Source organism: Bradyrhizobium sp. i1.15.2, from assembly GCF_040548425.1.
In the GTDB taxonomy this organism is placed as follows: Bacteria; Pseudomonadota; Alphaproteobacteria; order Rhizobiales; family Xanthobacteraceae; genus Bradyrhizobium; species Bradyrhizobium canariense.
Genome location: NZ_JBEPRQ010000007.1, coordinates 167,166 through 193,761, shown reverse-complemented (window position 1 = coordinate 193,761; position 26,596 = coordinate 167,166). Strand labels below are relative to the sequence as shown.

The window sequence follows — 26,596 nt, the reverse complement described above, 5'->3', positions numbered from 1 at the left end:
CGCCGCCGGGGCGCGCCGCCGGAGTCCGCGATCCCACGGCCCGCACGCCCCAAGTGGACCGCAAAACACCCTGCGTCGCAGCGCTTGCCAGCCCACAGCCGAGCGGGTAGAAACCCTCCACGCCTGAGCCGTGATTTGCGCGATAAGTGCCATCGGCCACAGCCGGACAAATCAACAAGTCATTGAATTTGTTCGGCTATTCCGTTGGGGAATGGTGTAACGGTAGCACAACAGACTCTGACTCTGTTTGTCTAGGTTCGAATCCTAGTTCCCCAGCCACTCCAGATAGGCAGCTCACAATCAGATCGTCAGAGGTTGCGCTCTATTTGAGCGGCCGCTAAATCACGATGCGATCGAAGTCGGCGGCGATCCGCGTGTTCGGAAAAATCATGGTCGCTTCGGCCAAAATCTCTTCGTCCCGATAACGCCCCGACATGTGATTCAGCACGAGTTGCCCGACATTGTTCGCAGCGGCAAATGAAGCCGCCTCGCGTGCGGTGAGGTGGCCATAATCCCGTGCGGTCGCGGCGTCTCGATCGAGGAAGGTCGCCTCGATCACCAGCAGATCGGCGTTGGCGACATGTTCGGACAGCCCGTCGGTAGTTTCGGTGTCGCCGATGACCACGAGCTTCCTGCCGCCGCTCGGCGGCCCCAGAACGTCTTCCGGATCGATCGTACGGCCGGCGATCACGACTGGTCGTCCCGCGGCCAGTTCTCCACGTAGCGGCCCATCGGGAACACCGAGTTCGGCGAGGCGCTCCCGCTCAAGATGGCGACGTGCGGGACTCTGGAAGCAAAAACCAAAGCTGTCGGTGTCGCGGTGGCGGACCGGAAAGCAGTCGATGGTGAAGTCGCCGGCGTCGATAACCTGTCCTTCGGCTAGCGGTGCGAACTCCACAGGGATCGGCGCCCTGCCCGCGCCCCACAGGCCGGCAAGCATGCGGGTGACGATGTCGAGCGTGCCCTGGCCTCCATGGACGGTCATCACGTCCGATTGCTGGCGCAACCCCAGCGTCGAGAAGAGACCGGGGATGCCGAGCACGTGATCGAGATGGGCATGCGTCAGCAGGATGCGGCCAAGCCGTCGAAAGCCCGCGCCGCTGCGCAGCAACTGGCGCTGCGTACCCTCGCCGCAATCGATGAGGACGCGCTTGCCCGCCGCCTCCACCAGGAGAGCCGGATGGTTGCGCTCCGCCGACGGAACGCTGGCGGAGGTCCCAAGGAATGTCAGGGCGAACATGCTCGTCAGTATCCAGGCTTCACCGCCCCCAATGCCACGTGAGTAGCAGCGCGTACAGAGCCCATCGATCGCGCATAGAGCGGGGCAAGAAGTGTGTATCCCGCGATCTGATGGCCGGGCGCCGCCTTCGGCCCCCGACCGGCGGACAGATCTGGTTCCCGTTGCGCGGCCTCCTCATCCCATCTGCCAAATTGCATGCTCGATACTCGGATCGATTTGCAGCCGAGCGACATCGACGCGGCGATGCAAGACAATGGAGATCGTGATGCCGCCCGGATCGACCGCCACTGACTGGGACTATGGTTCGATCAGCACATTGCTGAGCGCCCTACACGCGCGCAACATTTCTGCGTCGGAGTTGATCGAGCATACGATCGCGCGCATCGAGGCGCTGGACGGGCGGATCAATGCCGTCATCGTTCGCGATTTCGATCACGCACGAGACGCCGCGCGCGCCGCCGATGCCGCGCTTGGCCGCGGCGAGCGGCAGCCATTGCTCGGCATCCCCGTGACGTTGAAAGAACCGTTCAACGTCGCCGGCCTGCCGACGACATGGGGCTTTCCGCATTTCAAAGATTTCCAACCGGCGGAGGACGCCCTTGTCGTCTCGCGGTTGAAGGCGGCGGGTGCTGTCATCATCGGCAAGACCAATATCCCGATCGGTCTGCGGGATTTTCAGAGCTACAATGAGATCTACGGGACGACGAACAATCCGTGGGATCTCGGCCGATCGCCCGGCGGCTCCTCAGGCGGATCGGGCGCGGCGCTGGCCGCAGGGTTCGGTCCGCTCTCGATCGGCTCGGATATCGGCGGCTCGATCCGGGTGCCGGCACATTTCTGCGGTGTGTTCGGACACAAGCCGAGCCACGGCCTGGTCCCGCTGCGCGGATACAACCTGCCGCCGGCGCCGCCCGTGCCTGGCCAGGGCGATCTGGCTGTCGTCGGGCCGATGACGCGCACCGCCTCGGATCTCGCACTCGCGCTCGACGTGATCGCGGGGCCGGATGAGACGCGCGACGGGATCGGCTATCGTCTTGCGCTGCCGGCCCCGCGACACGACCAGCTCAGGGATTTCAGGATCCTCGTGATCGATACGCATCCGTTGATGCCGACGGGCGATGCCGTGCGTTCCGCCATCGGGCGGCTGTCGGAACGGCTCGAACGATCAGGCGCACGGGTCGCGCGCTCGAGTGCGTCACTGCCCGATCTCGCCGAATCCGCGCGGCTCTACATGAAGCTGTTGAACGCGGCGCGAAGTCCACGCCTGACACCGGCCGCCTTCGCAGAGGCGCAAGGCGTTGCCGCGGCACTCTCGCCCGACGACCGCAGCCTGCAGGCCGAGCGCGCGCGCGGCTGGGGCATGATCCATCGCGAATGGCTCGCGACCGATGCGACGCGCTTGCGGCTGCAACAACGGTGGCAGGAGCTGTTCCGCGATTTCGACGCAGTGATCTACCCGGCCGCCGCCGTGCCGGCCTTTCCACAGGACCAGTCCGAGCCGTTCGACGCGCGGCAACTCGATATCGATGGACAGCTCTATCCCTATGCCGATGCGTGCTTCATCTGGGCAGACCCCGCTTCGACCTGCGGACTGCCTGCAACGGCCGTTCCGATCGAGCGCACGCCATCGGGCCTGCCAATCGGCGTCCAGATCATCGGGCCTTATCTCGAGGATCGCACGACGATTGCGCTCGCCGGACTGATCGAACGCGAGTTCGGCGGCTTCGTCCCGCCGCCGTTATTGGCTGCAAAGTAATGGCGAGCTGACCGAGGGCGATTAAGTTCTGTCGGCCGACTGTGCCTCGACCGCCTGCACGGCCACGCTCGCGACCTGCTGCAATGCCTCGCGATCGGAGCCTGAGGACGCCATCACGCCCATGCCGACCGAGACGGCCGAGACGTAGCGCGCGAGTGCCGCGGGATCCGAGGTCGGCTTGAGATCGCCTTCGGCCTTGGCGCGGATGAAACGGTCGCGAAGCTGGTCCTCGTTCTCCGCGCGGCGGGCGGCGAGCTCGAAGGGGACGCTCTCTGATCCGGTGCCGCACGCAATGCCGCCCTGCACGAGCAGGCAGCCGGGCGGGTTGGCCGGATCGGTCTGCTTGTCGGCGATGCCCATCAGCATCCGTTCGGCGACGTCGCGGGCTGTGGGCGCGGCCACCACCTCGTCCATCCAGACGTTGCGCAGTTTTGTATAGCGGTCGAGCGCGGCCTTCAGCAGCCCTTCCTTGTTGCCGAAACAGGCATAGAGGCTGGGCGGATTGATGCCCATAGCCTCGGTCAACTGAGCGATCGTGGCACCCTCATAGCCATGGCGCCAAAACACTTCCATCGCCTGATCCAACGCCGTCTCGGCGTCGAATTCGCGGGGGCGTCCCATGCCCATGTGCCTGTTCTCCTCGAAATCGGCGTCGTCCCTGACCTAACGCCTGATCCTATCTATTTGTTCTCGCTTTATTTTCTCTTCCACTTGCCAACTCTTGCGGTAAGCGGCTACAATTTTCTTAGCGGACGGTACATAAGTATCTTGCGCTGCGGTATCCAGCTCCACATCTGTAGTGAACACTACATATCTGGAGCGCGCAAATGCCCCCCTCCCAAAATACCTCTCGCCCTGGCCGTGTCCGCCGCCTTCTCGGCGGCGTCGCCATCGTGGGCGCTCTCGCCGTAGCCGGCTCGATCGCGACCGGCCATTACTTTCGTGCCGCGCAGGCGACCGCGACCGCCGCGGCCGAGCAAGCCGTCCCCGTCACTGTCGCGCTGATCGAACCAAAGCAGACGGTGCTGTGGGACGATTTCTCCGGCCGGCTCGAGGCGATCCAACGCGTCGAGCTTCGCCCGCGCGTGGCTGGCGCGATCCTGTCGGCCAACTTCACCGAAGGCGCGCTGGTGAAGGCCGGTGACGTTCTGTTCAAGATCGATCCGGCGCCTTACGCGGCCGAGGTCGACAAGGCCGCCGCCCAGGTCGAAGCGGCGAAAGCGCGCGTGGTGTTCACGCAGAGCGAGCTCGAGCGCGGCGCGCAGCTGGTCGGCAACGCCGTGGTGACGCGGCGCGACTACGACCAGCGCGACAATGCCTACCGCGAGGCCATCGCCAACGTGAAGGCGGCCGAGGCGACGCTCCAGACCGCAAAGCTCAATCTCGACTACACCGAGGTGCGCGCGCCCGTGGACGGCCGCGTCGGCAAGATCGAGATCACCGTCGGCAATCTCGTCGCCGCCGGCACCGCCTCCCCCGTGCTGACCTCGCTGGTCTCGGTCAATCCGATCTACGCGTCGTTCGATGCGGATGAGGAGGTGGTGCTGCGGGCGCTGAACTCGATCGCAGATAGCACCGGCAAGCGCGGCAATCTCGACCAGATCCCGGTGGAGATGACGACCTCAGGCGGCCTCTCGGCCAAGGGCCACATCCAGCTCATCGACAACCAGGTCAACGGCCAGAGCGGCACCATCCGTGTCCGCGCGGTGTTCAGAAACGAGGACGGGCGTCTCATCCCCGGTCAGTTCGCCCGCGTGCGCATGGGCCAGCCAAAGCAGCAGGCGCTGGTCATGATCGACGAGCGCGCGATCGGCACCGACCAGGACAAGAAGTTCGTGATGGCGGTCGGCGACGACAGCCGCGCGGTCTATCGGCCGATCACGCTCGGGGGCGCGGTCGATGGCTTGCGCATCGTCACCGCGGGCCTGAAGTCCGGCGACCGCATCGTCGTTAACGGCCTCCAGCGCGTGCGCCCGGGCGCCCTGCTTAAGACGGAGATCGCGGCAATGGGCGCGCGCGGGCCGCAGCAGGCCTCCAACCACAGTAATCAGGACGTCGTGCAGCGTTAGCGTCTCCGCCATGCCGGAACGCGCGGGCAGCGCGAGCCGGATTGTCGAATTGGTTGAACTACCAAGACATCACTTCTGGATTTCCAGGTTTGCGGGCTTTGCCCGCGCCCGGGAATGACGGGAGAGCTGTCTCTCGCGCAGGGGCAAAGCCATGAATCTCTCGAAATTCTTCATTGATCGTCCGATTTTTGCCGGCGTCTTGTCGGTCCTGATCTTCCTCGCCGGCCTGATCTCGCTGTTCGCGATGCCGATCTCGGAATATCCCGACGTCGTGCCGCCCTCCGTCCTCGTGCGCGCGACCTATCCCGGCGCCAATCCCAAGGTGATCGCCGAGACGGTGGCGACTCCCATCGAGGAGCAGATCAACGGCGTCGAAGGCATGCTCTACATGTCGAGCCAGGCCACCACCGACGGCGCGATGACGCTGACGGTGACGTTCCGGCTCGGCACCGACCCCGATAAGGCGACGCAGCTGGTGCAGAACCGCGTGCAGCAGGCCGAGCCGCGCCTGCCCGCTGTGGTGCGCCAGCTCGGCATCATCACCAAGAAGTCGTCGCCCGACCTCACCATGGTCGTGCATCTGTTGTCGCCCAACGGGCGCTACGACATGACCTATTTGCGTAATTACGCCGTGCTCAACGTCAAGGACCGCCTTGCACGGATCGACGGCGTCGGCGATGTCCAGCTCTATGGCGCCGGCGACTATTCGATGCGGGTCTGGGTCGATCCGCAGAAGGCCGCCGAACACGGACTGACTGCGAGCGACATCGTCAAGGCAATCCAGGCGCAGAACGTCGAGGCCGCTGCCGGCGTGGTCGGCTCCTCCCCGAACGTCAAGGGCATCGACCTGCAGCTGTCCGTCAATGCGGAAGGGCGGCTCGCTAACGAAGAGCAATTCGGCGACATCGTGGTCAAGACCGGTACGCGTGGCGAAGTCGTGCGCTTGCGCGACGTCGCCCGCATCGAGCTCGGCGCGTCCGAGTACGGCCTGCGCTCGCTGCTCGACAACAAGCAGGCGGTGGCGATCCCGATCTTCCAGGCGCCCGGTTCCAACGCGCTGGAGATCTCCGATCACGTCCGTGCCACCATGGCCGAGATCAAGAAGAACATGCCGGAAGGCGTGTCCTACCAGATCGTCTACGATCCCACCCAGTTCGTGCGCTCCTCGATCGAGGCCGTCATCCACACGCTGCTGGAGGCGATCGCGCTGGTGGTGCTGGTGGTGATCCTGTTCCTGCAGACCTGGCGCGCTTCGATCATTCCCCTGCTCGCGGTGCCGGTATCGATCGTCGGCACTTTCGCGGTGATGCACGTGTTCGGCTTCTCGATCAACGCGCTCAGCCTGTTCGGGCTCGTGCTCGCGATCGGTATCGTGGTCGACGACGCCATCGTCGTGGTCGAGAACGTCGAGCGCAATATCGAGGGCGGGCTGTCGCCGCGCGATGCGACCTATCAGGCGATGCGTGAAGTTTCCGGCCCGATCATCGCGATCGCGATGGTGCTGATCGCGGTCTTCGTGCCCCTCGCCTTCATCTCCGGCCTCACCGGGCAGTTCTACAAGCAGTTCGCGCTGACGATCGCGATCTCAACCGTGATCTCCGCCATCAATTCGCTGACGCTGTCGCCGGCGCTGTCGGCGCTGCTGCTCAAGGGACACAATGAGCCTAAGGACCGGCTGACGATCATCATGGAAAAGGGCCTCGGCTGGTTCTTCCGCGGATTCAACAAGGTGTTCACACGCTCGTCAGAGAATTACAGCGGCACCGTCACCAAGGTGATCTCGGGCAAGGCTGCGGTGATGGGGCTCTATGTGGTGTTGGTCGGCGTGACCGCGCTCCTGTTCCAGCAGGTGCCGAGTGGCTTCGTGCCGGGCCAGGACAAGCAATATCTGGTCGGCTTCTCGCGGCTGCCTGACGGTGCAGCGCTCGATCGCACTGAAGAGGTGATCCGCAAGATGAGCGACATCGCGCTGACCCAGCCCGGTGTCGAGAGTTCGGTCGCCTTTCCGGGCCTGTCGATCGCCGGCTTCACCAACTCCTCCAATGCTGGCATCGTGTTCTCCACGCTCAAGCCGTTCGACGAGCGCAAGGATCCTTCGCTCAGCGGCCCCGCGCTCGCGGCCGAGCTGAACAAGAAATATGCCGGCATCCAGGAAGCCTTCATCGCCATGTTCCCGCCGCCGCCGGTCAACGGCCTCGGCACCATCGGCGGCTTCAAGCTGCAGATCGAGGACCGTGCCGGTCTCGGCTATGAGGCGCTGAACGAGGCGACCAAGGCGTTCATGGCGGCGATGCAGAAGGCGCCGGAGATCGCCGGCGTGTTCTCGAGCTTCCAGGTCAACGTGCCCCAGCTGTTCGCCGACATCGACCGCACCAAGGCGCTCCAATTGGGCGTGCCCGTGACGGAGGTGTTCAACACGCTGCAGATTTACCTGGGCTCCTACTACGTCAACGACTTCAACAAGTTTGGCCGCACCTATTCGGTCCGGGTGCAGGCCGACGCGCCGTTCCGCGCCCGCGCCGACGACATCCGGCAGTTGAAGGTGCGCTCGGCCTCGGGCGACATGGTGCCGCTCTCGGCGCTGTTGAGCGTTCGCCAGAGCGCAGGTCCCGAGCGCGCGATCCGCTACAACGGCTTCCTGTCCTCCGACATCAACGCGGCGGCTGCGCCCGGCTTCTCCTCCGGTCAGGCGCAGGAGGTCGCGACGCGGATCGCGGCGGAAACGCTACCGCCCGGCTTTGCCTTCGAATGGACCGACTTGACCTATCAGGAGTTCATCGCCGGCAATTCCGGACTGTGGGTGTTCCCGCTGGCGATCCTCCTGGTGTTCTTGGTGCTGGCCGCGCTCTATGAGAGCCTGACCCTGCCGCTCTCGATCATCATGATCGTGCCGATGGGCCTGCTGGCTGCGATGTTCGGCGTCTGGATCTCCAAGGGCGACAACAACGTCTTCACCCAGATCGGCTTGATCGTGCTGGTGGGCCTCTCGGCCAAGAACGCGATCCTGATCGTCGAATTCGCGCGCGAGCTCGAATTTGCGGGACGCACGCCGATCCGGGCTGCGATCGAGGCGAGCCGCTTACGGCTTCGTCCAATCCTGATGACGTCGATGGCGTTCATCATGGGCGTGCTGCCGCTGGTGCTCTCGACCGGTGCAGGCTCGGAGATGCGGCGCGCCATGGGCGTTGCCGTGTTCTCCGGCATGATCGGCGTCACCGTGTTCGGCCTGTTCCTGACGCCGGTGTTCTATGTGCTGCTGCGGACCGTTACCGGCATGAAGCCGCTGGTCCATCACGGCAGCGACATCAGCGCGGCACCGGTTCAGGACGCCGGGCACTAGATCAGGGAAATCCCCGACAGCAACAACAGAACGAGCACGGTCTTCCGAAAGACCGTCTCGTTGACTCGGTGAAAGGCGATCACGCCGAGCGCGGAGCCTGCGAACAGCGCCGGCAGGCTGACCGCGAGATCGACGAAGACTTTCGACGACAGGTCCTGATGTCCGACCAGCAGCGCGATCGCGAACACCTGCATCGCGGCGATGAACGGCTGCACCAGGCCGCGCTGCTCGCTCTTGGGCATGCCGCGCATGTCGCACCAGATCGTCGGGATCGCGCCGGGCATCGCGGTCAGCCCGCCGACCAGCCCTCCCCCGAACCCGATCAACGCGACCCAGTGCCGCCCGACCGCCTCGCCGGCCGTCACCAGCGTCGGCCGCAGCAGCATGTAGGCCGCATAGAGTGCAACGATAATGCCGAAGCCGCGCCGGAGCAGATGCGTATCAGTGCTCTGGAGCAGCGATACCGCGATGGGAACGCCGATCAAGCCACCGACGATCAGCAGCAGACTGCCTTCCCAGCGAATATTGCGCCGAAGCGCCCACAGATTGGTGGCCTGCACGCCGATGCTGCACGCCATCATCAGCGGCACGGCTTCGAGCGGCTGAAACACCCGGAGCAGGATGGCGCCCGCCACTGCGGAAAAGGCAAATCCCGAGAGCCCGGAGACGAAGGCACCGGCGAACACGGCAACGCTGAGCAGCATCAGAGTCGTGACATCAGGCACAATCCGCCCTCCGGTCAGTCGTAGGGAATTTGCGAGACAGGGATATCGGCGCTCTCGGTGCAAACGACCGGCACGAGTGGAACCGACGGATGCGCGTAAGCGTGCGATCGCTCCAGCATCGCGAGGCCGACCAGTTGGAGAGCAACGAGCGCCGCGGTCAGCGCAATGGCGACGATGCTGACGTTACGCACGCTCGAATTTGGGATGGCCGGTCGTGCGCTCGCGCGGATCAACTCCGTTGGCATTTTCAAAAGTATCCTCTTCGCGGGAGACGGGAATAATTTCATTCAAACACGGCGCTTCGTGCGGCTGGTCCAGCAGGTGGCGATAGCGTTGCAACACGCGCTGCGCGTCGATTTCCCGCTGCGCGCGGAGTATCGCGCCTATGCGGGCGACGATATCGCGGAACCTGCCTGTCAGAACCGGTGACGTCGTTCGCATGACAATCTCCTCTCAACCTGTTCGAGAGATTGACGGGATCCACTTCCGCCTACAGTGAGTTGCTTCACACAAATGCCTGACGCGTCGAACAACAGACCGTGTGATGTTCAGTAGAATAGCGCGTGGAAAATCGCGTCATTCGATCGAACGACGTGCGATAACTTTCTAATGATGCTTCTGATTGAACCTATTGCGAGCTGCCGCGACTCGCGTGTGTTTTTGAAGGCGTCTCAGTGCACGAGCGGATTGGAGAATCCAGCTGCGAGCTTGACGAGATCGGCCTGACGAGAAACGCCGGTCTTGGCGAACACGCGATGCAGATGCGTCTTCACCGTCGTCTCCGCGATACCGAGCGCAACCGCCGTCTCCGGCACGCCGCCGACATCGACGATCGACTGCAAGACCCTCAGTTCCGCAGGCGTGAGTTCGAAGGTCCGGTCAATGAGACCGGCACACGAGCGGCCGTCGAGCTCCGCTTTCCAGATGAACAAGGCTCCAACGGCCGAACTGCGCTCGGCCCTACCCTCGCGCAGCAGTGATGGCAGCGCGATGATTTGCGCGACGTAGTAAGAACCGTCATGCGACATCAGCGGAATTTTCCGTCCCGAAGATGCCGCCAACGCGACCTCGCTTGTGTCACGGAAAATATCGCGCAGGGCCGAATTAGCAGCGGAGGATCTTGCCACCAGCCGGCCCGAGACAGACCGCAGGACATCGTCGACGGCCAGGATCGTCGCCGCGGCCGGATTGCTGTGGACGATATGACAGGTCGAATCGAGCAGGATGACACCGGCATTCAGTTGGTCCACGACGTCGGCGAGCGCGATCGCGCGCTGCTGCTTCCGCTCGATTGCCCGGTTGATCAGCAACGCCCGGCTCGCATGCGGAGCCAGGAACTGCATCCGCGCCCGTTGCTCGGTGTCGAGCATCTCCCTGCCCGGGATCACGGTCATCAGCATCGGAGACGGCGACTTCGACTGCTCCAGCACCACGTTGGCGACGTCGACGCAGCCCTGGGGGCGCAGCCATTCCTGGTAGAAGCGGCCGCGGCGATATTCGTCGAAATCCACGAGATCGGGGATGTTGCGCACCTCGCCATAGCGCGGAAGCCGAGCAAGCGGGTCGTACCGGGAGTAGGTCTCCGCATAGAGCTGAATGTAGTGCGGATCGACCCCGCAATAATAATGCGTCGCGCCTGATTTGCTGACCGGGTCCTTCGAAATCAGACCACAGGCCTGGCTGCCGATGAAGGCATTGAGCTTGACAACGACCTCGCTCCACAACTCCGGGTGGAGACCTGCGTCATAGATAGTCTCAATCAACTCGGACGGTTTTGGAAGTCGGGGCATCGGAAGAGCCAGTAGTGACACATGGAGATGGCGACATGTTCTTCATGCCCGGCGGCTCCTGTGAGTCTGGCGAGGGAGGGAAAGGTTCAATCCTGAGGGCGCAATGAGCCGCCTAGTTGACCAGCGGATTGGAGAATCCTGCCGCGAGCTTGACGAGATCGGCCTGACGCGAAACGCCCGTCTTGGCGAACACGCGATGCAGATGCGTCTTCGCCGTCGTTTCTGCGATACCGAGCGCGACCGCCGTCTCCGGGACGCCGCCAACCTCGACGATCGACAGGAAGACGCGCAGCTCGGCCGGTGTAAGGTCGAAAGTCCGCGCGATCAATTCGCCGTAGGACTGTCCGCCGAGCGATACCTTGCGCAGGAGCAGCGCACCGACGGCATCGACCACCCGCTCGCTGCCGTGCCGCAGGACCGAGGAGAGCGGCAGGATGTGCGCGACGTAGCGCTCGCCCGAGGGCGAAAGCAGCGAAAACGCCTGCCCCTTCGCGGCAAGCTGGGCAATTTCATTGCGGGTCGCGAACGCTTCCCGCAGCGTCTGATTGGCCTCCGCACTGCTGGTCACCAGTTGCCCGGCAACGGACCGAACCAGATCGTCGGCCGCAAGCAAGTCGTGCCCCGCGGAATTCGCGTGCACCAGCCGGCAGAAGCCATCGAGCAGGAAGATGCCGCAGGCAAGATTGTCCAAGACCTCCGCCAACGCCGTCGCCAACGTCAGCTGCGAGGTCATGGCGCGGTTGATCAGCAACGCACGGCTGGCGTGCGGCACGATCAGCGAGAGCTGGTGCTTCATCACCGGATCCACCATCCGGCGGCCCGACAGCACCGTCATCATCACGGGGCAGCTCGCATTCGAATTCTCGAGCACGACGTTGGCCGCATCGCTGCAACCCTGCGGCCGCATCCATTCCTGGTAAAAGCGTCCGCCCCGGTATTGATCGAAATTGACGAGATCGGGAATGCTGACGATCTGGCCGTGCGGCGGCAGGACCGTCAGCGGATCGAACTTCGAATGCGTCTCGGAATAGAGCTTGATGTAGTGCGGGTCCGCCCCGCAATAATAGTGCGTGACGCCGAATTTGCTGATGGAATCCTTGGAAAACAGTCCGCAGGCCTGGCCGCCGACGAAGTCACGAATGCCGGTGACGACATTGTTCCACAGCGAAGGATCGAGTCCGGCATCGTAGATGGCTTCGACGAGATCGGGCAGCTTCCGCGGTCCGTGCATGGCTATAAATGGCCTATGTGATCAATATCACCAAGCATACCACAACCGCACTATGCGGCATCCTCCGATCGGAGGAGGCGCCGGCCGGGCAACGAACGGACATCCGTTTCGGGCGCTACTGATGCAGAGTCGCGATACAGCACCGCGACGCTCACGCCTGATCCCAACCGACCTTGTCCGCATTCTCCGACCACACCGCGGCACGATAGATCTCGCGCCCGACGGCGTCTCTGACCCGGATGCAGGCATCGCGGTCGCGCAAATCGTCGCGCCAGACGAACAGGTGGCTTGCCATCTCGTTGGCCACCACGAGCGTCGCTTCGGGGCATTCGAACACCATGCCGCCCGGATCGATCTTCACGATATTGCCGACGATAAGATCAAAGAAAAAACGACGCATGCAATACTCCAACTGCGGGCGGCGCACGCCCGTGCCATCTCCATCGGCATTTGACCTGAAATTCAGCCGCGCGCGGTCACGACATCTCGCCGCTCCTGACGTCACTGGGCGTGGCGCCATAAGTCCGCCGGAAGCAGCGGTTGAAATAGGAGAGATCGCCGAAGCCGACATCGTAGGCGATCGAGCTCACCGTCCGCTCGGCGTATCCGGGTTCGCGCAACATGCGATGCGCACGCTTGACGCGTTGTTCGATCAGGAACGACGAGAACGTCTTGCCGTCGGCCTCGAACAGGCGTTGGAGATAACGCGGCGTCACGCCGAGCTCCTGGGCGACCGTGGCAACCGACAGGTCCTGCCGCCAGCAATTGTTGGCGATGGAGACTTTGGCCTTCTGCAGCCGTGCCGCCTTTAGGCCGCGCCGACCGGCCATCTCCCGCGGCTCATTGGTGGCACCGAGGACGATTGCCAGAAGATCGTGCAGATTCCCGACCCCGAGCTTGCGCAAATTGGGCATCGCGAATGCCTTCTCCCGCACCAGCGTCACCGCGTAATCGACCAGCAGCCGAAGTCCCGTTGAACTCTCCGGCATGACCCGCATCACGGCGTCATCGACATCCACGATCATCGGCGCCAGCACGCGTCTCGGCACACGCAGCGAGAAACAGCTACCCAGCGACAATCGCTCGAACGTCGTGACGTCCTCCGCGCTCGTCAGGACAGCCTCTCCGGCACGGAGGCTCAGATCGTGCCCTCGCTCGGATATCCCAAGCACGCCGGATCGATTCACGATCAGGGCCAGACTATCATCGCCATCGGCAATCAGGTGCTTGGTGCGAATGATCCGCGCTCCGCACAATCCTCCGATCAGCAATTGGGCTTCCGGCAAGACGTGGGACGTGAAGCTCGCCGCGAACGGCTTTCCTTCCCTCACCTCGACCTCCGCCTTCAACACCCCGCGACAGTAGAAATCGCGAAGCAGCGGGATACGCTCGTTTTCGGGAATTTCGTTCGTTGAAACATTGATAACGGAAAAATCAAACTGGGTCACTGCAATCCTCCAACCGACGAGCAGGTCCGGCCGCGCGCTGTCGTTTCCTCACACTCGCGTTCGACGCCGTCGCGGCATCTCTTCGCCGGCGCTCGCTGCTCTTCACTTTTCTAGAACGCGATATACGAAAGTCTCAAATGACTCGCGTCCTGCATTCGGAGGACACCGGAGCTCGGCTCATCACAATGGATTGAGATTGCGGCACATAGCCGGCGAACCATGTGAAATAAATCACAAGGCATCGTCACCGTCGTTCGTGCGACGCGCGAATGGAACGGCAAAGCCGGTGGCAATCTTGACCAAGTCGGCCTGCCTGCCGGCGCCAGTCTTCTCGAACAGGCGACCGAGATGCGTCTTCACGGTCGTTTCGGCGATGCCGAGCTTTGCCGCAATGTCGGGAACGCCGCCAATCTCGATAATTGCCATCAATACGCGCAATTCGGACGGTGTCAGCCTGAAGGCCGCAGCGATCGCATCGGCTGCGAGCCATGTCGCCGCCGATGCCTTCTGAACGAACAGCACCGTGGCTGCAGCATCTCGCGATGGAGTGCGATCGCGCTTCAAGGGAAAAGCGTGGAGCAGATAGTGCTGCCCATCAACTGATGTCGCAAGCTCGATCTGACGGCGGGCAGCGCAACGAGTTTCGTTGCCCGCATCGATTTCGCACAGGCCGCGGAATATTTTGTCCGTCTGGGTGTTGCGGGCCACGATCCGGTCACCGACCATTGCGAGCAGGCTGGCATCGGCGAACAGCCCGCGGGATGCTGCGTTGGCATGCACGACCCGGCCATCTGCGTCGAGCAGGCAGATCGCCGTGCTCAGCCCATCGAGGACATCGGCAAGGTCGTCCACGGTATGCGAGCGTGCCCTGATCTGCCGGCCCATGATTCTGGAACGCTGGAGGTGCGGAGCGAGCAGCCGCATGCGCTCGCGCATCGGCTCGTCAACGAGTCCGCGCGAGCGGTGGCGCAACACCTGCAGGATCGTGGTGCGTGTCTCCGACTTCTCGAGCGCGACGGTTGCAAGGTCAATCGCTCCTTGTGGTTCCACCCACTCGCGATAGAAGCTCGTTGCCAGGAAATCCGCCTGAGGCATGATGTCGGCTACGCCGATCGTCTGCTTCGCCGCGAGCGAGAGATGACGATCGAGCAGAGGGTCCAGCTCCACGTATCGGTCGCGATAAAGCTGGCGGAAGCGGGATTCGGTGCCAAAATGCTCGTGGATCTCGATCGAGAGTCGGGCTCTGTCCCTGGACAGGATGGTCGCGGCACATCCGCCGACGAAATGCGAAACCTGTTCCAGCACCCCGCTGCGCAACGCGGGATCGACCGCCGCGTCGTAGATCTCGCCGACGAGGGACGAAAATCGATTTGCGTGGAGGATTGTCATCGGCCGGACGATGCAATCTGCGTATGGCTCGCGCGCGAGAGAGAGATCGCGATCCGGGGCCAGGCGGAGGAGACGGGCCGGTCAATCGCCGCCTTCGACGCGGAGAAAACGTTGCAACGAAATGCTGGAATATCGAACATCGTCCTTGCGTAACGTCAACCGCAGGATGCGGCTTGGACGTTTTCGCCAAAGACTAGGATAAATGCGAACAGCGCGCGGACTGTGTGCGATGAGTCACGTGTGCGATGCGTCAGGCGCCGGTCGCGCTGCAGAACCCTTTCGCCACCGATCCCGCCGGCCTCGCATCCGGCTCCGGCAACCTACTTGCGATTCTCCTCGCAGAATTTCAGCGCCGCCAGCGCTTCACCGGCACGCGGCACCTGTATCTCGATGCTGTCGTCGTCATCGTCCTCGAAATCGAGCGAGAGACGCTTGGCCCTGGACAGCCGGTCCATCATGGACTGATCGTATTCGAAAATGCCGCGCACGGTGGTCTTGTCCATGACCTCCCACTTGGCCTTCTTCATGATATCGGCGTCATCGATTCCGACATCGGCCCGGAGGATCTCGCCGACCTTGTCCCACTCCCAGCCGTCATAGATCATGACGATGACGATCGCCTTCTCGGAATAGGTGATGACGATGACGTAGTCCCGGTTCTCGTCTTCCTTGTCCTTGTAGCCGCGGCTCGCATTGCAATGTGCGTCCTGCGTGCGCTTCTCGATGGTCCAGTCGCCGACTTTGGATTGTTGCGCCTGCACCGGTCCTGCGGTCAAAGCGACTGCGCTCAAGGCGCCGGCCAGCAACCCGGCGGCGAGAAGAGATCGTTTCATGTCAGCCTCCAGCGTGTTCCCCGGACGGAGATGACCACCTCTGCCGGTGACCCGCAAGGGCTTCGGGCGGCTGCGTAGGGCGCTGACCCTGCCCTACTCCCGCCGCGGGACGATCGCGATCGGTGTGAAGGTGTAAACCTCCTCGCCGTTTTGGTTGAACATGGTCCATTTCACCAGTGCGATACCCTGCGGCTTCGACTTCGACGGCGTCAGGCTCATGACCTCCCCAACCAGATGCAGGCGGTCATCGGGCCGTACCGGGATGGTCCAGCGCAGCCCATCGACGCCGGCGCCAATCAGCGGATGCGGGCCGAAGGGGCGGGTCTGGATCGCGAGGCTCATGGCAATCGCGGCGGTGTGCCAGCCCGAGGCAGCGAGACCCCTGAACAGGGTCCGCTTGGCGGCTTCATGGTCGAGATGCATCGGCTGCGGATCGAACTCGGCCGCGAACCGCTTGATGTCGGCCTCGGTGACGTGAACTTCGGGGGATTTGAACTGCATTCCAATGGTGAGATCGTCGAACCACTCGACCTGCGCCATGATTTCGCCTCGCAATGTGATGCGCCGCCTCGCGGCTAACAGGGTTAAGCAAGAGCGGGATGTAGCGGCTCCGCAGCGCACAAACCAGCCTGGGGCTCCCCCAAGAAACCCGTTTCCAGATGCGACGAAACACGCCTGAAACAGATGGTCGGTTATCTGGTTGTCAAAATCATACAGGGACGGCCATCATGCAATTCTTCCTCGACCTGATCTGGGATTACTCCTGCTGTCAGCACCTCGTCATCCTGCCGCCGCAGGAGGACGAGCTATGATCGAGCTGATCTCGGCCCTGCTCGCGCTTTGCAGCGTCGGCGTTTTTGCAGCGCACGCGGTGGATGCCTATCGCACCACCCATTACTGACAGCCACGCCCTAGAACGGCCGCCGGTAGAAGTGTTCAGAATGCGTTGCCGGCGGAAACCTGTTGGCGAGCGCGAGAGCTCCCCTTTCGTCGGTCTCGAGCGCGATCTTCTGTGCGAGCATGACGTCGCCGGGGACGAGAAAGCCTGACGGGACAAAGCACCACCCCATCGTCGCATTTCCGGCCGCGTCGATCTCATGGACGTTGGCGGCGGTGCCGTAGTGGATGCGATAGGTCTTGCCGGTATCGCAGCCGACGACATCGAAATGCCGGTACTGCTCGAATTGCGCGCACTGCGCCGGTGACAGCCATTCGGCCAAGAGCCGGCGACCGCGGGCATCCGGCGTGTTCTCGCCGAAGAAGCGCCGATAGAGTTCGCGTAGCGCATGCAAACGCGCACGCGCCGGCGCGCGGAGCCAGACTGCCGCGATCATGAGCAGCTCAGATCAACCGCCGACCAGGCGGGGATAGAACAGCGTTTCCTGCGCGGTCGGGTCAAACGATCGGATCCGGGTGACTTCGCCAGGTCCGGTTCGCAGCGCGGCGGTGAAGCCCGCTCCGGTCAGCTCCCGAAAGCGCCGTTCGGCCCGCGCCAGCGCTTCGGCATTGCCAGGATCAAAGTCGTGGCGCGTGTCGCCAGTCTGGTCCATCACGATCTGGGTTGCCATGTTGAGTCTCCTCATGCCCAGCCCTGTTCGATCAAAGCAAACCTCGTGCCGTCGGTTCCAGTTGGCAACAACTTTCTCTTGCCCGCGCATCACGCCTTGCTGAGCAGGAGCGTGTCCAAGCGAAGTGGATGCCGGTTCGCCTGAGGAAAACGCGCCAAAACAAGGAGCCAGAGACCCGTGCGAAACGGGGCTCTGGTCAGCGCGAGGCGGCCGTACCTCCGCCCTCATCGATCTGCCGTCCCATCAGGGCGATCGCCTTCTGATAAACGCCGGCGGCATTCCAGGCTTCGATGGCGGCGAAATTCGGCTCGCCCGGCTGGTAACCCGCTCCGGCACGCCAGCCGTGGGCTTTCAGGAAATTCGCTGTCGAGTTCAGCGCATTGGCGGCAACTTCGAGATTGCCGGTGCCGTAGGCCAGGATGTTCTTGGGCATGAACTGGGTCTGACCGACTTCGCCGTGCATCGAGCCGCGGGTTGCCCCCGACAGCGTGCCGCGATCGATCAGCTTCAGCGCCGCATAGAGCTGCTCGGTGAAGAATTCGGGACGGCGGCAGTCATAGGCGAGCGTCGCAATCGAGGAGAGCATGTTCTGGTTGCCGCGCTGGCTGCCGAATCCGGTCTCCATGCCCCAGATCGCGATCAGCGGCCCCGGCGGGACGCCATAGCGCTGCTGGATCGAGGCGAACAAGGCGGCCTGCGAGTTCTTGAGCTGACGCCCCTTGGCGACGATGGTGGTGGCGCCGCGCTTGGCGAGGAACTGGTCGAGCGACAGCGAGAAGCTGCGCTGGCCGCGGTCGGCCGCGATGGTGGCACTCGCGTAATTGGTCTGCATCAGCGCCGTGAGCGCGGTCTGGCCGATGCCCTTGCCCTGCGCTTCCGCACTGAACTCGCGCTTCCAGGTCTCGAAGCCGGCCGACGAACTGCCGCATTGCGCGGCTTGGGCGGCGGGCGCCAGGCAGCCGAGCAGCGTCATCGCCCCGAAAACCGCCGCAGCTACAGTTCTGCCCCTGATCATGTCTAATGTCCTCTCTCTGGCGCGATCCAATGCCCGAGTTTACCCGGACGAAGGCGCCGACTCCATGGCGTGATCATACGACAGTTCCAGTCCATCCAAATTGCCCTCCTTGCGCCACTTGTCGAGCAGCCGCAGGAATGCCACCGGCCCGCGCCAATACTGGCTGTTTCTCGCCGCGATCGGATCGAACACGCCTTCATTGTTGTAGTAGCCGGGCGTGCATTCAGCGAGATAGGTCTGGCGGCCGAGCGCGGCTTTGACCACCTCCTCGACCCAGGCGTTCTCGGCATCGAGCGTCGGCTCCAGCGTCCGCGCTTTGCGCTTGCGCGCCTCGGCGATCACATAGGCGATGTGCTGCGACTGCTCGTCGATGATGTGCGGAAAGTTGGCGCTCTGGCCGGCCTGCACCATGACGATCAGGAAGCAGTTCGGGAAGCCGCGGCTGTAGAAGCCATGCATCGTCTTGACGCCGTCGCGCCAGCGCTCGGACAGGCGCGTGCCATCGCGTCCATAAATCTCGAAGCCCATACGACGGGCGTAATCGGTACCGACTTCGAAACCGCTGGCATAGATCAGGCAGTCGAGTTCGTAGGCGTGGCCGTCGACCACGACGGCATTCTCGGTGATGCGATCGACGCCCTGTCCCCTGGTATCGACGAGATGCGCATTGGGACGATTGAACGTGTCGAGATATTCGTCGTGGAAACACGGCCGCTTGCAGAAGGCCTTGTACCAGGGCTTTAACGCCGAAGCAGTCATCTCATCCTTGACGATCGCATCGACGCGCGCCCGGATCTCTTCCATCTTGCGATAATCAGCCTGCTCGATGACCTTGAGCGCCTCCTCGATCGAGGTCACCGGCTGGGGCTGGCGGCGCGGCGCCAGCAGGATCTCGCCGAGCAGGCCGGTCCAGCCGTCCTGCACCAGATCCTGTTCGAATGGCTCGCCCGAGATCACGGCGGTGAAATTGTCCATGCGTTCGCGCTGCCAGCCAGGCCTGAGCCCCTGCGCCCAGCTCTGATCCGTCGGGCGGTCGTCGCGCACGCCGATCGCCGACGGCGTACGTTGGAAGACGTAGAGCTCCTTGGCCGAGCGGCCGAGATGCGGCACGCATTGCACGGCGGTGGCGCCGGTGCCAATGATCCCGACGCGCTTGTCGCCAAGACCGGTCAGACCACCTTCGGCCGTGCCTCCGGTGTAGGCGTAATCCCAGCGGCTGGTGTGGAAGCTGTGTCCTCTGAAGCTTTCGATGCCGGGAATACCCGGCAGCTTCGGACGGCTCAACGGGCCGCCAGCGAGGATGACGAAGCGCGCGCGGATGCAATCACCGCGATCGGTCTCGACCAGCCAGCGTGCCTCGTACTCCTGCCATTCCATGCGCGTGATGACGGTCTGAAACAGAGCGCGCTCATAGAGGCCGAAGTGACGGCCGATGCGGCGCGAATGTTCGTAGATCTCGGGTGCTCGCGCATATTTGCGCACCGGCATGTAGCCGGTCTCTTCCAGCAACGGCAGGTAAATGTAGCTCTCGGTATCGCAGGCCGCACCAGGGTAGCGATTCCAGTACCAGGTGCCGCCGAAATCGGCGGCCTTTTCCACGACCCGGAAATCATCGATGCCGGCTTCGCGCAGTCGCGCGCCACACAGAAGGCCGCCGAAGCCGCCGCCGACGATGAGCACCTCGTTCTGTTCGCTGACGGCCTCGCGCGCGAATCCGGAATTGGCCCAGGGATCGTCGAGATAGCGCCCGAACTCGCCGGTCATCTCGACATATGCGCCTTGCCTTCGGCGCGCAGGCGCCGATCGCGCTCGTCGCGATAGCGCGCACGGAGTGCGTCAATGTCGAGTGTAGATTCGCCGGCTGCACCGGTCTTGTGTCTTTCCGCTGACATTCATTTCCTCCGGGGCGGAAACTGCTTCGCCGGCAGCTCGCATCACTTAGCCCTGAAAAAGAGACGCATGCAATCACGCCCCTCGCTTTTTACGTGAACGTCGCGTGGCGTTCCGCTAACCTCAAGCGCACATCACAAGCGCACGCCATGCAACGACATGGCGGTCCGGAGGAGACGATGCAGGGATTGATGATGGACATGCCGCTCCTGATCAGCGGCCTGATCCAGTATGCGGCCGATTATCACGGCGAGGCCGAGGTCGTCGCCCGCGAGATCGAGGGCGACATCCATCGCTACACCTATGCCGACGCCCATCCGCGCATCAAGCGCATGGCATTGGCCCTCAAGAGGCTCGGCATGATGCCCGGCGACAGGGTCGGCACGCTGGCCTGGAATACGCACCGTCACTTCGAGATGTTCTATGCCGCGCCGGGCATGGGCTACGTGTTGCACACCGTCAACCCGCGGCTGTTTCCCGAACAACTCGTCTACATCGTCAATCACGCCGAGGACCGCCTGCTGTTCATCGACCGCGCCACGCTGCCGATCGTGGAGGCAATCGCGCCGCAGCTCACATCGATCGAAGCCTATGTCGTGATGTCCTCGCGCGAGCGGATGCCGGAGACCAGGCTTGCCAACGTCCATTGCTACGAGGACCTGCTGGAGAACGAGCACGACGACGGCTTCGTCTGGCCGGAGTTCGACGAAAAGTCGGCGTCCACGATCTGCTACACCTCCGGCACCACCGGCAATCCGAAGGGCGTAATCTATTCGCACCGCGCCGCGATCCTGCAGACCATGGTCTCCTGCAATTTCGACTTCCTGCCCGGGCACCTGGAAGGCGTGCGCGAGGTGATGATGCCGATGGCGCCGCTGTTCCACGGCAACGGTTGGAACATGCCGTTCACCGCGCCCTATACCGGCTCGAAGCTGGTGCTGCCCGGCCGCAATTACGAGCCGGACAAGCTCTACGAATTGCTCGAAGGCGAGAAGGTGACGCTGTCGGCGGGCGTGCCAAGCTTCTGGCTGATCCTGCTCGACTGGTTAGGGCGCACCGGCAACAGGTTCTCGACACTTCGTGCAACATTGTCGTCAGGCTCGGCACCGCCGCGCGCAATGGTCGAGAAGCTCAAGCGCGAGTACGACGTCGACTACGTCCAGGCCTGGGGCATGACCGAAGCCTTGGGCTGCTCGATGCCTGGCCTGCGGCCGGGCTCCGAGCATCTCGACGACAAGGAGAGGTTCGACCGCCGCCAGGTGTCCGGCCGCGCCTGTTTCGGCACCGCCTTGCGCATCGTCGACGACGGCGGCAACGAGCTGCCGCGCGACGGCAAGAGCGTCGGCCATCTGCGCGCGCGAGGACCGTGGGTTGCGTCCGGCTACATGAAACTCGACGAAGGCCTCGACCGCGACAGCTGGCTGATCACCGGCGACATGGCCGTGATCGACCCACAGGGCCACGTCACGCTGACCGACCGCTCCAAGGATGTCATCAAGTCCGGAGGCGAATGGATCTCCTCGATCCAGCTCGAGGACGTCGCCTTGTCTCACCCCGATGTGCTGCAAGCCGCCGTGGTCGCGATCAACCATGAGAAATGGCAGGAGCGGCCTCTGCTCCTCGTCGTCCGCAAGAAGGGCACGACCGTCGACGGCAAGACGCTACTCGACCACATGCGCCCCAAGATCGCGAGCTGGTGGATGCCCGACGCCGTCGAGTTCATGGACGAGTTCCCGATGACCGGCACCGGCAAGGTGCTCAAATCCGCGCTGCGCGAGAAATTCAAAGAGTATCGCGTCGCCTGAGCCGATTGCGCACCGGCCTGTCCATCGATTGAGGAGACCAAAGATGCTCTACTCGATGTCCCCCAAAATCGTTGAGCTCAAGCGCAGGCTCGAAAGTTTCATGGACCGGCACATCTATCCGAACGAGGAACGTTTTTATCGCGAGGCGGAGGAGCTGGGCCCCTGGAAGGTCTATCCGGTCGTCGAGGAGCTGAAGCCGCTGGCGCGCGCTGAAGGCCTCTGGAATCTGTTCCTGCCGGACTCCGGCTACGGTGCGGGCCTCACCAACCTCGAATATGCCCCGCTCTGCGAAGTCATGGGCCGCTCGCATCTCGCGCCCGAAGTCTTCAACTGTTCGGCGCCCGATACCGGCAACATGGAGGTGCTGGAGCGCTATGGCACGGAGAACGACAAGGAGCGCTGGCTGAAGCCGCTGCTCGCTGGCGAAATCCGCTCCTGCTTCGCCATGACCGAGCCCGCCGTCGCATCGTCCGATGCGACCAACATCGAAAGCTCGATCGTCCGCGACGGCGACCATTACGTCATCAACGGCCGCAAATGGTACACCACCAACGCGACCGACCCGCGCTGCAAGATCTGCATCTTCATGGGCAAGACCGATCCTGACAATGCGGACCGCCACAAGCAGCAATCCATGATCCTGGTGCCGATGGACACAGCGGGCGTCGAGGTCAAGCGTCCCCTGCCCGTGTTCGGCTTCTACGGCGTGCCCGACCGTGCCTCCGAGGTCGTCTTCACCGATGTGCGCGTGCCCAAGGAGAACATGCTGCTCGGCGAGGGCCGCGGTTTCGAAATCGCGCAGGGACGCCTCGGCCCCGGCCGCATCCACCATTGCATGCGGCTGATCGGGCTCTCCGAGCGCACACTGGAGAAGATGTGCCGCCGGGTGCGCAGCCGCGTCGCCTTCGGCAGGCCGGTTTCCGAGCAGACGGTGACGCAGGAGCGAATCGCTGAAGCCCGCATCATGATCGAGCAGGCCCGGTTGCTGACGCTCAACGCCGCCCACGCGATGGACACCGTCGGCAACAAGGTGGCGAAAGCCGAGATCGCGATGATCAAGGTCGCTGTGCCCAACATGGCCTGCCAGATCATCGACTGGGCGATCCAGGCCCATGGCGGCGGCGGCACGTCGAACGATTTCGGATTGACGCAGGCCTACGCGACCGCGCGCTTGCTGCGTCTCGCCGACGGCCCGGACGAGGTCCACAGGAACCAGATCGCGCGGTTCGAGCTGAAGAAATATTCGAACGCGTAAAACACTGCACTCGCCGGAAGCACAGTGCCATCTTCCCTTCTCCCCTTGCGGGAGAAGGTGGCGCGAAGCGCCGGACGAGAGGTATCTATCCGCGGAGACAGACCCCTCACCCGAGCGAGTCTGCGTCCACCAGCGGAGATGCCCTCTCCCGCAAGGGGCGAGGGCACAATGACACGCAGCCGATTGCAACCAGCGCCTTGGCGCCCTCGCCTCAGTTGACCACGTACACATCCGGATCGAAGCTGGAGCTCGGCTTCTTGAAGGCGTTGCGCAAGGCGCCCGACATCGGGACGTTGTAGTTGAGGCCGTTCGGCGGCGTCGGCGATTCCAGCCACTTCTTGTAGAGGACCTCGATCTCCTGGCTGGCGTACAGCTCTGCAGTCGCGCGGTCGGCGAGCGCCTTGAACGGCGCGTCCTCCCGCCGCAGCATGATCCCGTAAGGCTCGGGCTTCGAGAACGTCTCCTCGCTGATCATGAACAGCTGCGGCTCCTTCGAGCGCGCGATCGCGACCGCGAGTTGCACGTCGTCGAGGGCGTAGGCCTGGGCGCGGTCGGTTTCCAGCAACAGGAAGGCCTCGGCCTGGTCCTTGGCCGGCATCACGTTGATGCCGAGATTGCGCTCGGTGTTGACCTTGGCGAGCTGCGTCAAATTGACCGAGCCAGCCACCGCCGTCACCGCTTTGCCCTTGAGATCGTCGATGGTGTTGATCTTCGCGGCTTTCTTGGCCGCAAATCGCGTCGCGCTGAGAAAGTGCGTGTTGGTGAAGGCGACCTGCTTCTGGCGATCGGCATTGTTGGTGGTCGCCGAGCAATGCAGGTCGAGCGTCCCGTTGACCATCAGCGGAATCCGGTTCGACGACGTCACGGCGATGGTGTCGACGGCGATGTCGGGCATACCAAGCTGTTTCTTCACGGCATCCACGATCCTGAGGCAGATATCCATGGCAAAGCCGACCGGCTTCTGGTTGCCATCGAGATAGCTGAACGGGACCGAGGCCTCCTGATAGCCCAGCGTGATCTTCTTGGTCTCTTTGACTTTCTGAAGCGTACCCGACAGGTCTTCGGCGGAGGCGGCAGTTGCAAGGCATGTGAAGGCCAGGACAACAGTGGGTAAACGCATTGGGAACTCCTCGAGGAGGCTCGCGCCTCCATGCCGGGCGCAGCAATCGCTCCGTTGATAGCGCGGGCCCGCGACAGCCGCCACACGAGCTTGCATCTATCAGCTATCGCGGCTTGCGATATGGTGACCGGCTCTTTTGTCCGCCTGGAGTCGAGGCGCCTCAAGCGCCAGGATGGCTGTTACGCGTCGATGCCGCGCTGGACCAGGATCCGCTCGGCGCTGTCGTTCCAGACGTCCATCTTGGTGATCTGGCCATTCCGCACCACGAAGCGGTCGACGTAGCGGTTGCCCTCGAACGCGGTCCCATCCATCCATTCGCCGTAGAGCGTGCCGACGCTATAGACCACGGTCTCGCCGTCGCCGGGGCAGACGTCGAACCGATCCATCTTCTTCTTGACCCAGCGGTAGCGCTTGGCGTTGAACCCGGTCGGGCCCCGCGGATGATCGAACTCGCGCCCGCCGGTAAAGGTGATCACCGTGCCCGGCGCCATATAGGCCGCCGCGGCGTCCGGATCGGGGATCATCGACGCCGTGAGATAGGCTTCAACGATCTCGGCGTCGGACGACGGACCGGCTTCGGCTTTTGCGGTAGCGGACATGGCTCATTCTCCAGGGGGTGCGGAATACTACCGCCGCTCTCGGGGAATACGTGCATATATTTTGAACATTTCCGTCGCTACACTGCCGACAATCTGGAGCCGCCAAACGCGGCCGAATGCACTAAATTCCTTCCCCAAGAGCCATGACAACGCAACCCGCCTTTGACCTCATCTTTCGCAACGCCTTGCTGCGTGGTGCCGCCGACCCGATGGACATCGGCGTCACGCGCGGCCGGATCACCGCCATCGAACCGACGCTCGCCTGCGAGGCCGTTGAGGTCGATGTCGGAGGGCGTCTCGCCCTGCCCGGCTTCGTCGACAGCCACATCCATCTCGATAAGGCCTGCCTGCTCGGCCGCTGCGGGCATGATCACGGCAGCGTCTCCGAAGCGATCCGCGCCGTCTCCGGGATGAAGAAGGATTTCTCGGTCGAGGACGTCTACGCGCGCGGCGCCCGGGTGCTCGAACGTGCCATCGTCCACGGCACCACGCGCATGCGAACCCACGTCGAGATCGATCCGCGCATCGGCTTGCGCGGCTTCGAGGCGGTGAAGGCGCTGAAGCGTGACTATGCCTGGGCGATCGACCTGTCGCTCTGTGTCTTTCCGCAGGAAGGCCTCACCAACGATCCCGGCAGCGAGGAGCTTCTGATCCAGGCGCTGCGCGACGGGGGCGCGGTGATCGGCGGCTGTCCTTACACGGACACCGATCCGAACGCCCATCTCGCACGCATCTTCGACCTCGCCGAGGCGTTCGACGTGGACGTCGATCTCCATCTCGATTTTGATGTCAATCCCTCCTGGTGGCACCTCGACGAGGTCTGCCGGCAGACCGAGCGGCGCAACTACGGGGGCCGCGTGGCAATCGGCCATGCGACGAAGCTCTCCGCACTGCCACCGGAGCGGCTGAGGGCCGCCACTGCGCAACTGGAGAAGGCCGGCGTAGCCGTCACCGTGCTGCCGGCAACCGATCTCTATTTGATGGGGCGCGAGGCGACCCACAACGTGCCACGCGGGCTGACGCTCGTCCACAAGTTCGCCGGCGACGGCGTGCTGTGCTCGATCGCGACCAACAACGTGCTCAATCCCTTCACGCCGTTCGGTGATGCCTCACTGCTGCGAATGGCGAATTTCTACGCCAACGTCGCGCATGCCTCGGTCAACGACTTCGATACCTGCCTTGATCTCGTGACCGAGCTGCCGGCGCGGCTGATGAACCTCGGGGATTACGGCATCGAGGTCGGGAATCCGGCCGATCTCGTTGTGCTCGACACGCAAGACAGCCGCTTCGCCATCGCCGAGCTGCCGGATATCGTGATGGGCTTCAAGAGCGGCCGACAGACTTTTGCACGGCAACGGCCCACTCTATTTCGCCCTGGTTCCTGATCCGCTCTCAATGCATATCTGCATTGAAGGGCGTCTGATTCCCCCGCAGCTTCCGTTCGATGTTACCGCCCATCGTTCCGCAATTCCGAATCCGGTAGATTCCCGGATAGTAGATTCTTGCTGATTCTCGATAGCTGC

The 26,596-nt window shown here is 63.3% G+C and carries 23 protein-coding genes, 1 tRNA gene and 1 pseudogene; 7 read left to right on the top strand and 18 right to left on the bottom strand.

The window, feature by feature from the left end:
* Window positions 1-205: 205 nt before the first annotated feature.
* Window positions 206-279, top strand: a tRNA-Gln gene (locus ABIB80_RS15745).
* Between the two features lie 58 nt (window positions 280-337).
* Here the strand turns inward: ABIB80_RS15745 and rnz are convergent.
* Window positions 338-1,240 (bottom strand): ribonuclease Z, encoded by a 903-nt coding sequence (gene rnz / locus ABIB80_RS15740; RefSeq protein ID WP_354127893.1) that lies wholly within the window; start codon window positions 1,238-1,240, stop codon window positions 338-340.
* 265 nt (window positions 1,241-1,505) lie between these two features.
* On the opposite strand from rnz, the gene ABIB80_RS15735 reads away from it, so the two are divergent.
* Window positions 1,506-2,996 carry an amidase gene (locus tag ABIB80_RS15735; RefSeq protein WP_502918729.1) on the top strand — a complete coding sequence of 497 codons (1,491 nt, stop codon included), beginning with the start codon at window positions 1,506-1,508 and terminating at the stop codon, window positions 2,994-2,996.
* Between the two features lie 21 nt (window positions 2,997-3,017).
* Here ABIB80_RS15735 and ABIB80_RS15730 read toward each other — a convergent pair whose 3' ends face one another.
* Complete coding sequence (locus ABIB80_RS15730) at window positions 3,018-3,623, bottom strand: TetR/AcrR family transcriptional regulator (RefSeq protein WP_007592368.1); 606 nt, start codon at window positions 3,621-3,623, stop codon at window positions 3,018-3,020.
* A 200-nt stretch (window positions 3,624-3,823) separates the two neighbouring features.
* On the opposite strand from ABIB80_RS15730, the gene ABIB80_RS15725 reads away from it, so the two are divergent.
* Together ABIB80_RS15725 and ABIB80_RS15720 are read left to right on the top strand one after the other, a co-directional pair.
* Entirely contained in the window at window positions 3,824-5,065 is a 1,242-nt protein-coding gene (locus ABIB80_RS15725) for an efflux RND transporter periplasmic adaptor subunit (RefSeq protein WP_354127891.1), read from the top strand.
* A 151-nt stretch (window positions 5,066-5,216) separates the two neighbouring features.
* Window positions 5,217-8,405 carry an efflux RND transporter permease subunit gene (locus ABIB80_RS15720; protein WP_354127890.1) on the top strand — a complete coding sequence of 1,063 codons (3,189 nt, stop codon included), beginning with the start codon at window positions 5,217-5,219 and terminating at the stop codon, window positions 8,403-8,405.
* On the opposite strand, the gene ABIB80_RS15715 is transcribed toward ABIB80_RS15720, so the two are convergent.
* The 14 genes and pseudogenes from ABIB80_RS15715 to ABIB80_RS15650 all read right to left on the bottom strand — a co-directional run bounded on the left by ABIB80_RS15715 (window position 8,402) and on the right by ABIB80_RS15650 (window position 20,296).
* Window positions 8,402-9,130 (bottom strand): sulfite exporter TauE/SafE family protein, encoded by a 729-nt coding sequence (locus ABIB80_RS15715; RefSeq protein ID WP_354127889.1) that lies wholly within the window; start codon window positions 9,128-9,130, stop codon window positions 8,402-8,404. The genes ABIB80_RS15720 and ABIB80_RS15715 overlap by 4 nt on opposite strands.
* 14 nt (window positions 9,131-9,144) lie before the next feature.
* Window positions 9,145-9,321 (bottom strand): hypothetical protein, encoded by a 177-nt coding sequence (locus ABIB80_RS15710; protein ID WP_354127888.1) that lies wholly within the window; start codon window positions 9,319-9,321, stop codon window positions 9,145-9,147.
* Window positions 9,314-9,571, bottom strand: a complete 258-nt coding sequence (locus ABIB80_RS15705; RefSeq protein WP_007592378.1) for a hypothetical protein — start codon at window positions 9,569-9,571, stop codon at window positions 9,314-9,316. The genes ABIB80_RS15710 and ABIB80_RS15705 overlap by 8 nt, the downstream gene beginning before the upstream one ends.
* A 230-nt stretch (window positions 9,572-9,801) precedes the next feature.
* Window positions 9,802-10,920, bottom strand: a complete 1,119-nt coding sequence (locus ABIB80_RS15700; RefSeq protein WP_354127887.1) for a helix-turn-helix transcriptional regulator — start codon at window positions 10,918-10,920, stop codon at window positions 9,802-9,804.
* 112 nt (window positions 10,921-11,032) lie between these two features.
* Window positions 11,033-12,151, bottom strand: coding sequence for a helix-turn-helix transcriptional regulator (locus ABIB80_RS15695; RefSeq protein ID WP_354127886.1), 1,119 nt, complete (start codon window positions 12,149-12,151; stop codon window positions 11,033-11,035).
* A 151-nt stretch (window positions 12,152-12,302) separates the two neighbouring features.
* Complete coding sequence (locus ABIB80_RS15690) at window positions 12,303-12,551, bottom strand: DUF6894 family protein (RefSeq protein WP_354127885.1); 249 nt, start codon at window positions 12,549-12,551, stop codon at window positions 12,303-12,305.
* A gap of 76 nt (window positions 12,552-12,627) precedes the next feature.
* Window positions 12,628-13,599, bottom strand: a complete 972-nt coding sequence (locus ABIB80_RS15685) for a helix-turn-helix transcriptional regulator (RefSeq protein WP_354127884.1) — start codon at window positions 13,597-13,599, stop codon at window positions 12,628-12,630.
* 231 nt (window positions 13,600-13,830) lie between these two features.
* Complete coding sequence (locus ABIB80_RS15680) at window positions 13,831-14,988, bottom strand: helix-turn-helix transcriptional regulator (RefSeq protein WP_354127883.1); 1,158 nt, start codon at window positions 14,986-14,988, stop codon at window positions 13,831-13,833.
* Between the two features lie 320 nt (window positions 14,989-15,308).
* On the bottom strand, window positions 15,309-15,821 hold the full coding sequence (locus ABIB80_RS15675; protein ID WP_354127882.1) for a hypothetical protein: 513 nt from the start codon (window positions 15,819-15,821) through the stop codon (window positions 15,309-15,311).
* A gap of 93 nt (window positions 15,822-15,914) precedes the next feature.
* Window positions 15,915-16,361: a MaoC family dehydratase gene (locus tag ABIB80_RS15670; RefSeq protein ID WP_354127881.1), complete on the bottom strand. Its 447-nt coding sequence runs from the start codon at window positions 16,359-16,361 to the stop codon at window positions 15,915-15,917.
* A gap of 371 nt (window positions 16,362-16,732) precedes the next feature.
* On the bottom strand, window positions 16,733-17,155 hold the full coding sequence (locus ABIB80_RS15665) for a hypothetical protein (protein ID WP_354127880.1): 423 nt from the start codon (window positions 17,153-17,155) through the stop codon (window positions 16,733-16,735).
* Between the two features lie 12 nt (window positions 17,156-17,167).
* Complete coding sequence (locus ABIB80_RS15660; protein ID WP_354127879.1) at window positions 17,168-17,389, bottom strand: hypothetical protein; 222 nt, start codon at window positions 17,387-17,389, stop codon at window positions 17,168-17,170.
* A 196-nt stretch (window positions 17,390-17,585) separates the two neighbouring features.
* Window positions 17,586-18,404 (bottom strand): lytic murein transglycosylase, encoded by an 819-nt coding sequence (locus ABIB80_RS15655; protein WP_354127878.1) that lies wholly within the window; start codon window positions 18,402-18,404, stop codon window positions 17,586-17,588.
* Window positions 18,405-18,443: 39 nt separating this feature from the next.
* Window positions 18,444-20,296: pseudogene (locus ABIB80_RS15650) on the bottom strand (flavin-containing monooxygenase).
* Between the two features lie 177 nt (window positions 20,297-20,473).
* Between ABIB80_RS15650 and ABIB80_RS15645 the strand changes: the two are divergent.
* Together ABIB80_RS15645 and ABIB80_RS15640 are read left to right on the top strand one after the other, a co-directional pair.
* Window positions 20,474-22,099, top strand: a complete 1,626-nt coding sequence (locus ABIB80_RS15645) for a long-chain fatty acid--CoA ligase (protein ID WP_219684624.1) — start codon at window positions 20,474-20,476, stop codon at window positions 22,097-22,099.
* 43 nt (window positions 22,100-22,142) lie between these two features.
* Window positions 22,143-23,354: an acyl-CoA dehydrogenase family protein gene (locus tag ABIB80_RS15640; protein WP_354127877.1), complete on the top strand. Its 1,212-nt coding sequence runs from the start codon at window positions 22,143-22,145 to the stop codon at window positions 23,352-23,354.
* A 211-nt stretch (window positions 23,355-23,565) separates the two neighbouring features.
* Here ABIB80_RS15640 and ABIB80_RS15635 read toward each other — a convergent pair whose 3' ends face one another.
* Together ABIB80_RS15635 and ABIB80_RS15630 are read right to left on the bottom strand one after the other, a co-directional pair.
* Window positions 23,566-24,474: an amino acid ABC transporter substrate-binding protein gene (locus ABIB80_RS15635; RefSeq protein ID WP_354127876.1), complete on the bottom strand. Its 909-nt coding sequence runs from the start codon at window positions 24,472-24,474 to the stop codon at window positions 23,566-23,568.
* A gap of 179 nt (window positions 24,475-24,653) precedes the next feature.
* Entirely contained in the window at window positions 24,654-25,073 is a 420-nt protein-coding gene (locus ABIB80_RS15630) for a nuclear transport factor 2 family protein (RefSeq protein WP_354127875.1), read from the bottom strand.
* A 143-nt stretch (window positions 25,074-25,216) separates the two neighbouring features.
* Here ABIB80_RS15630 and ABIB80_RS15625 point away from each other — a divergent pair, with 143 nt between their 5' ends.
* Complete coding sequence (locus tag ABIB80_RS15625) at window positions 25,217-26,458, top strand: amidohydrolase family protein (protein WP_354127874.1); 1,242 nt, start codon at window positions 25,217-25,219, stop codon at window positions 26,456-26,458.
* Window positions 26,459-26,596 lie beyond the last annotated feature (138 nt).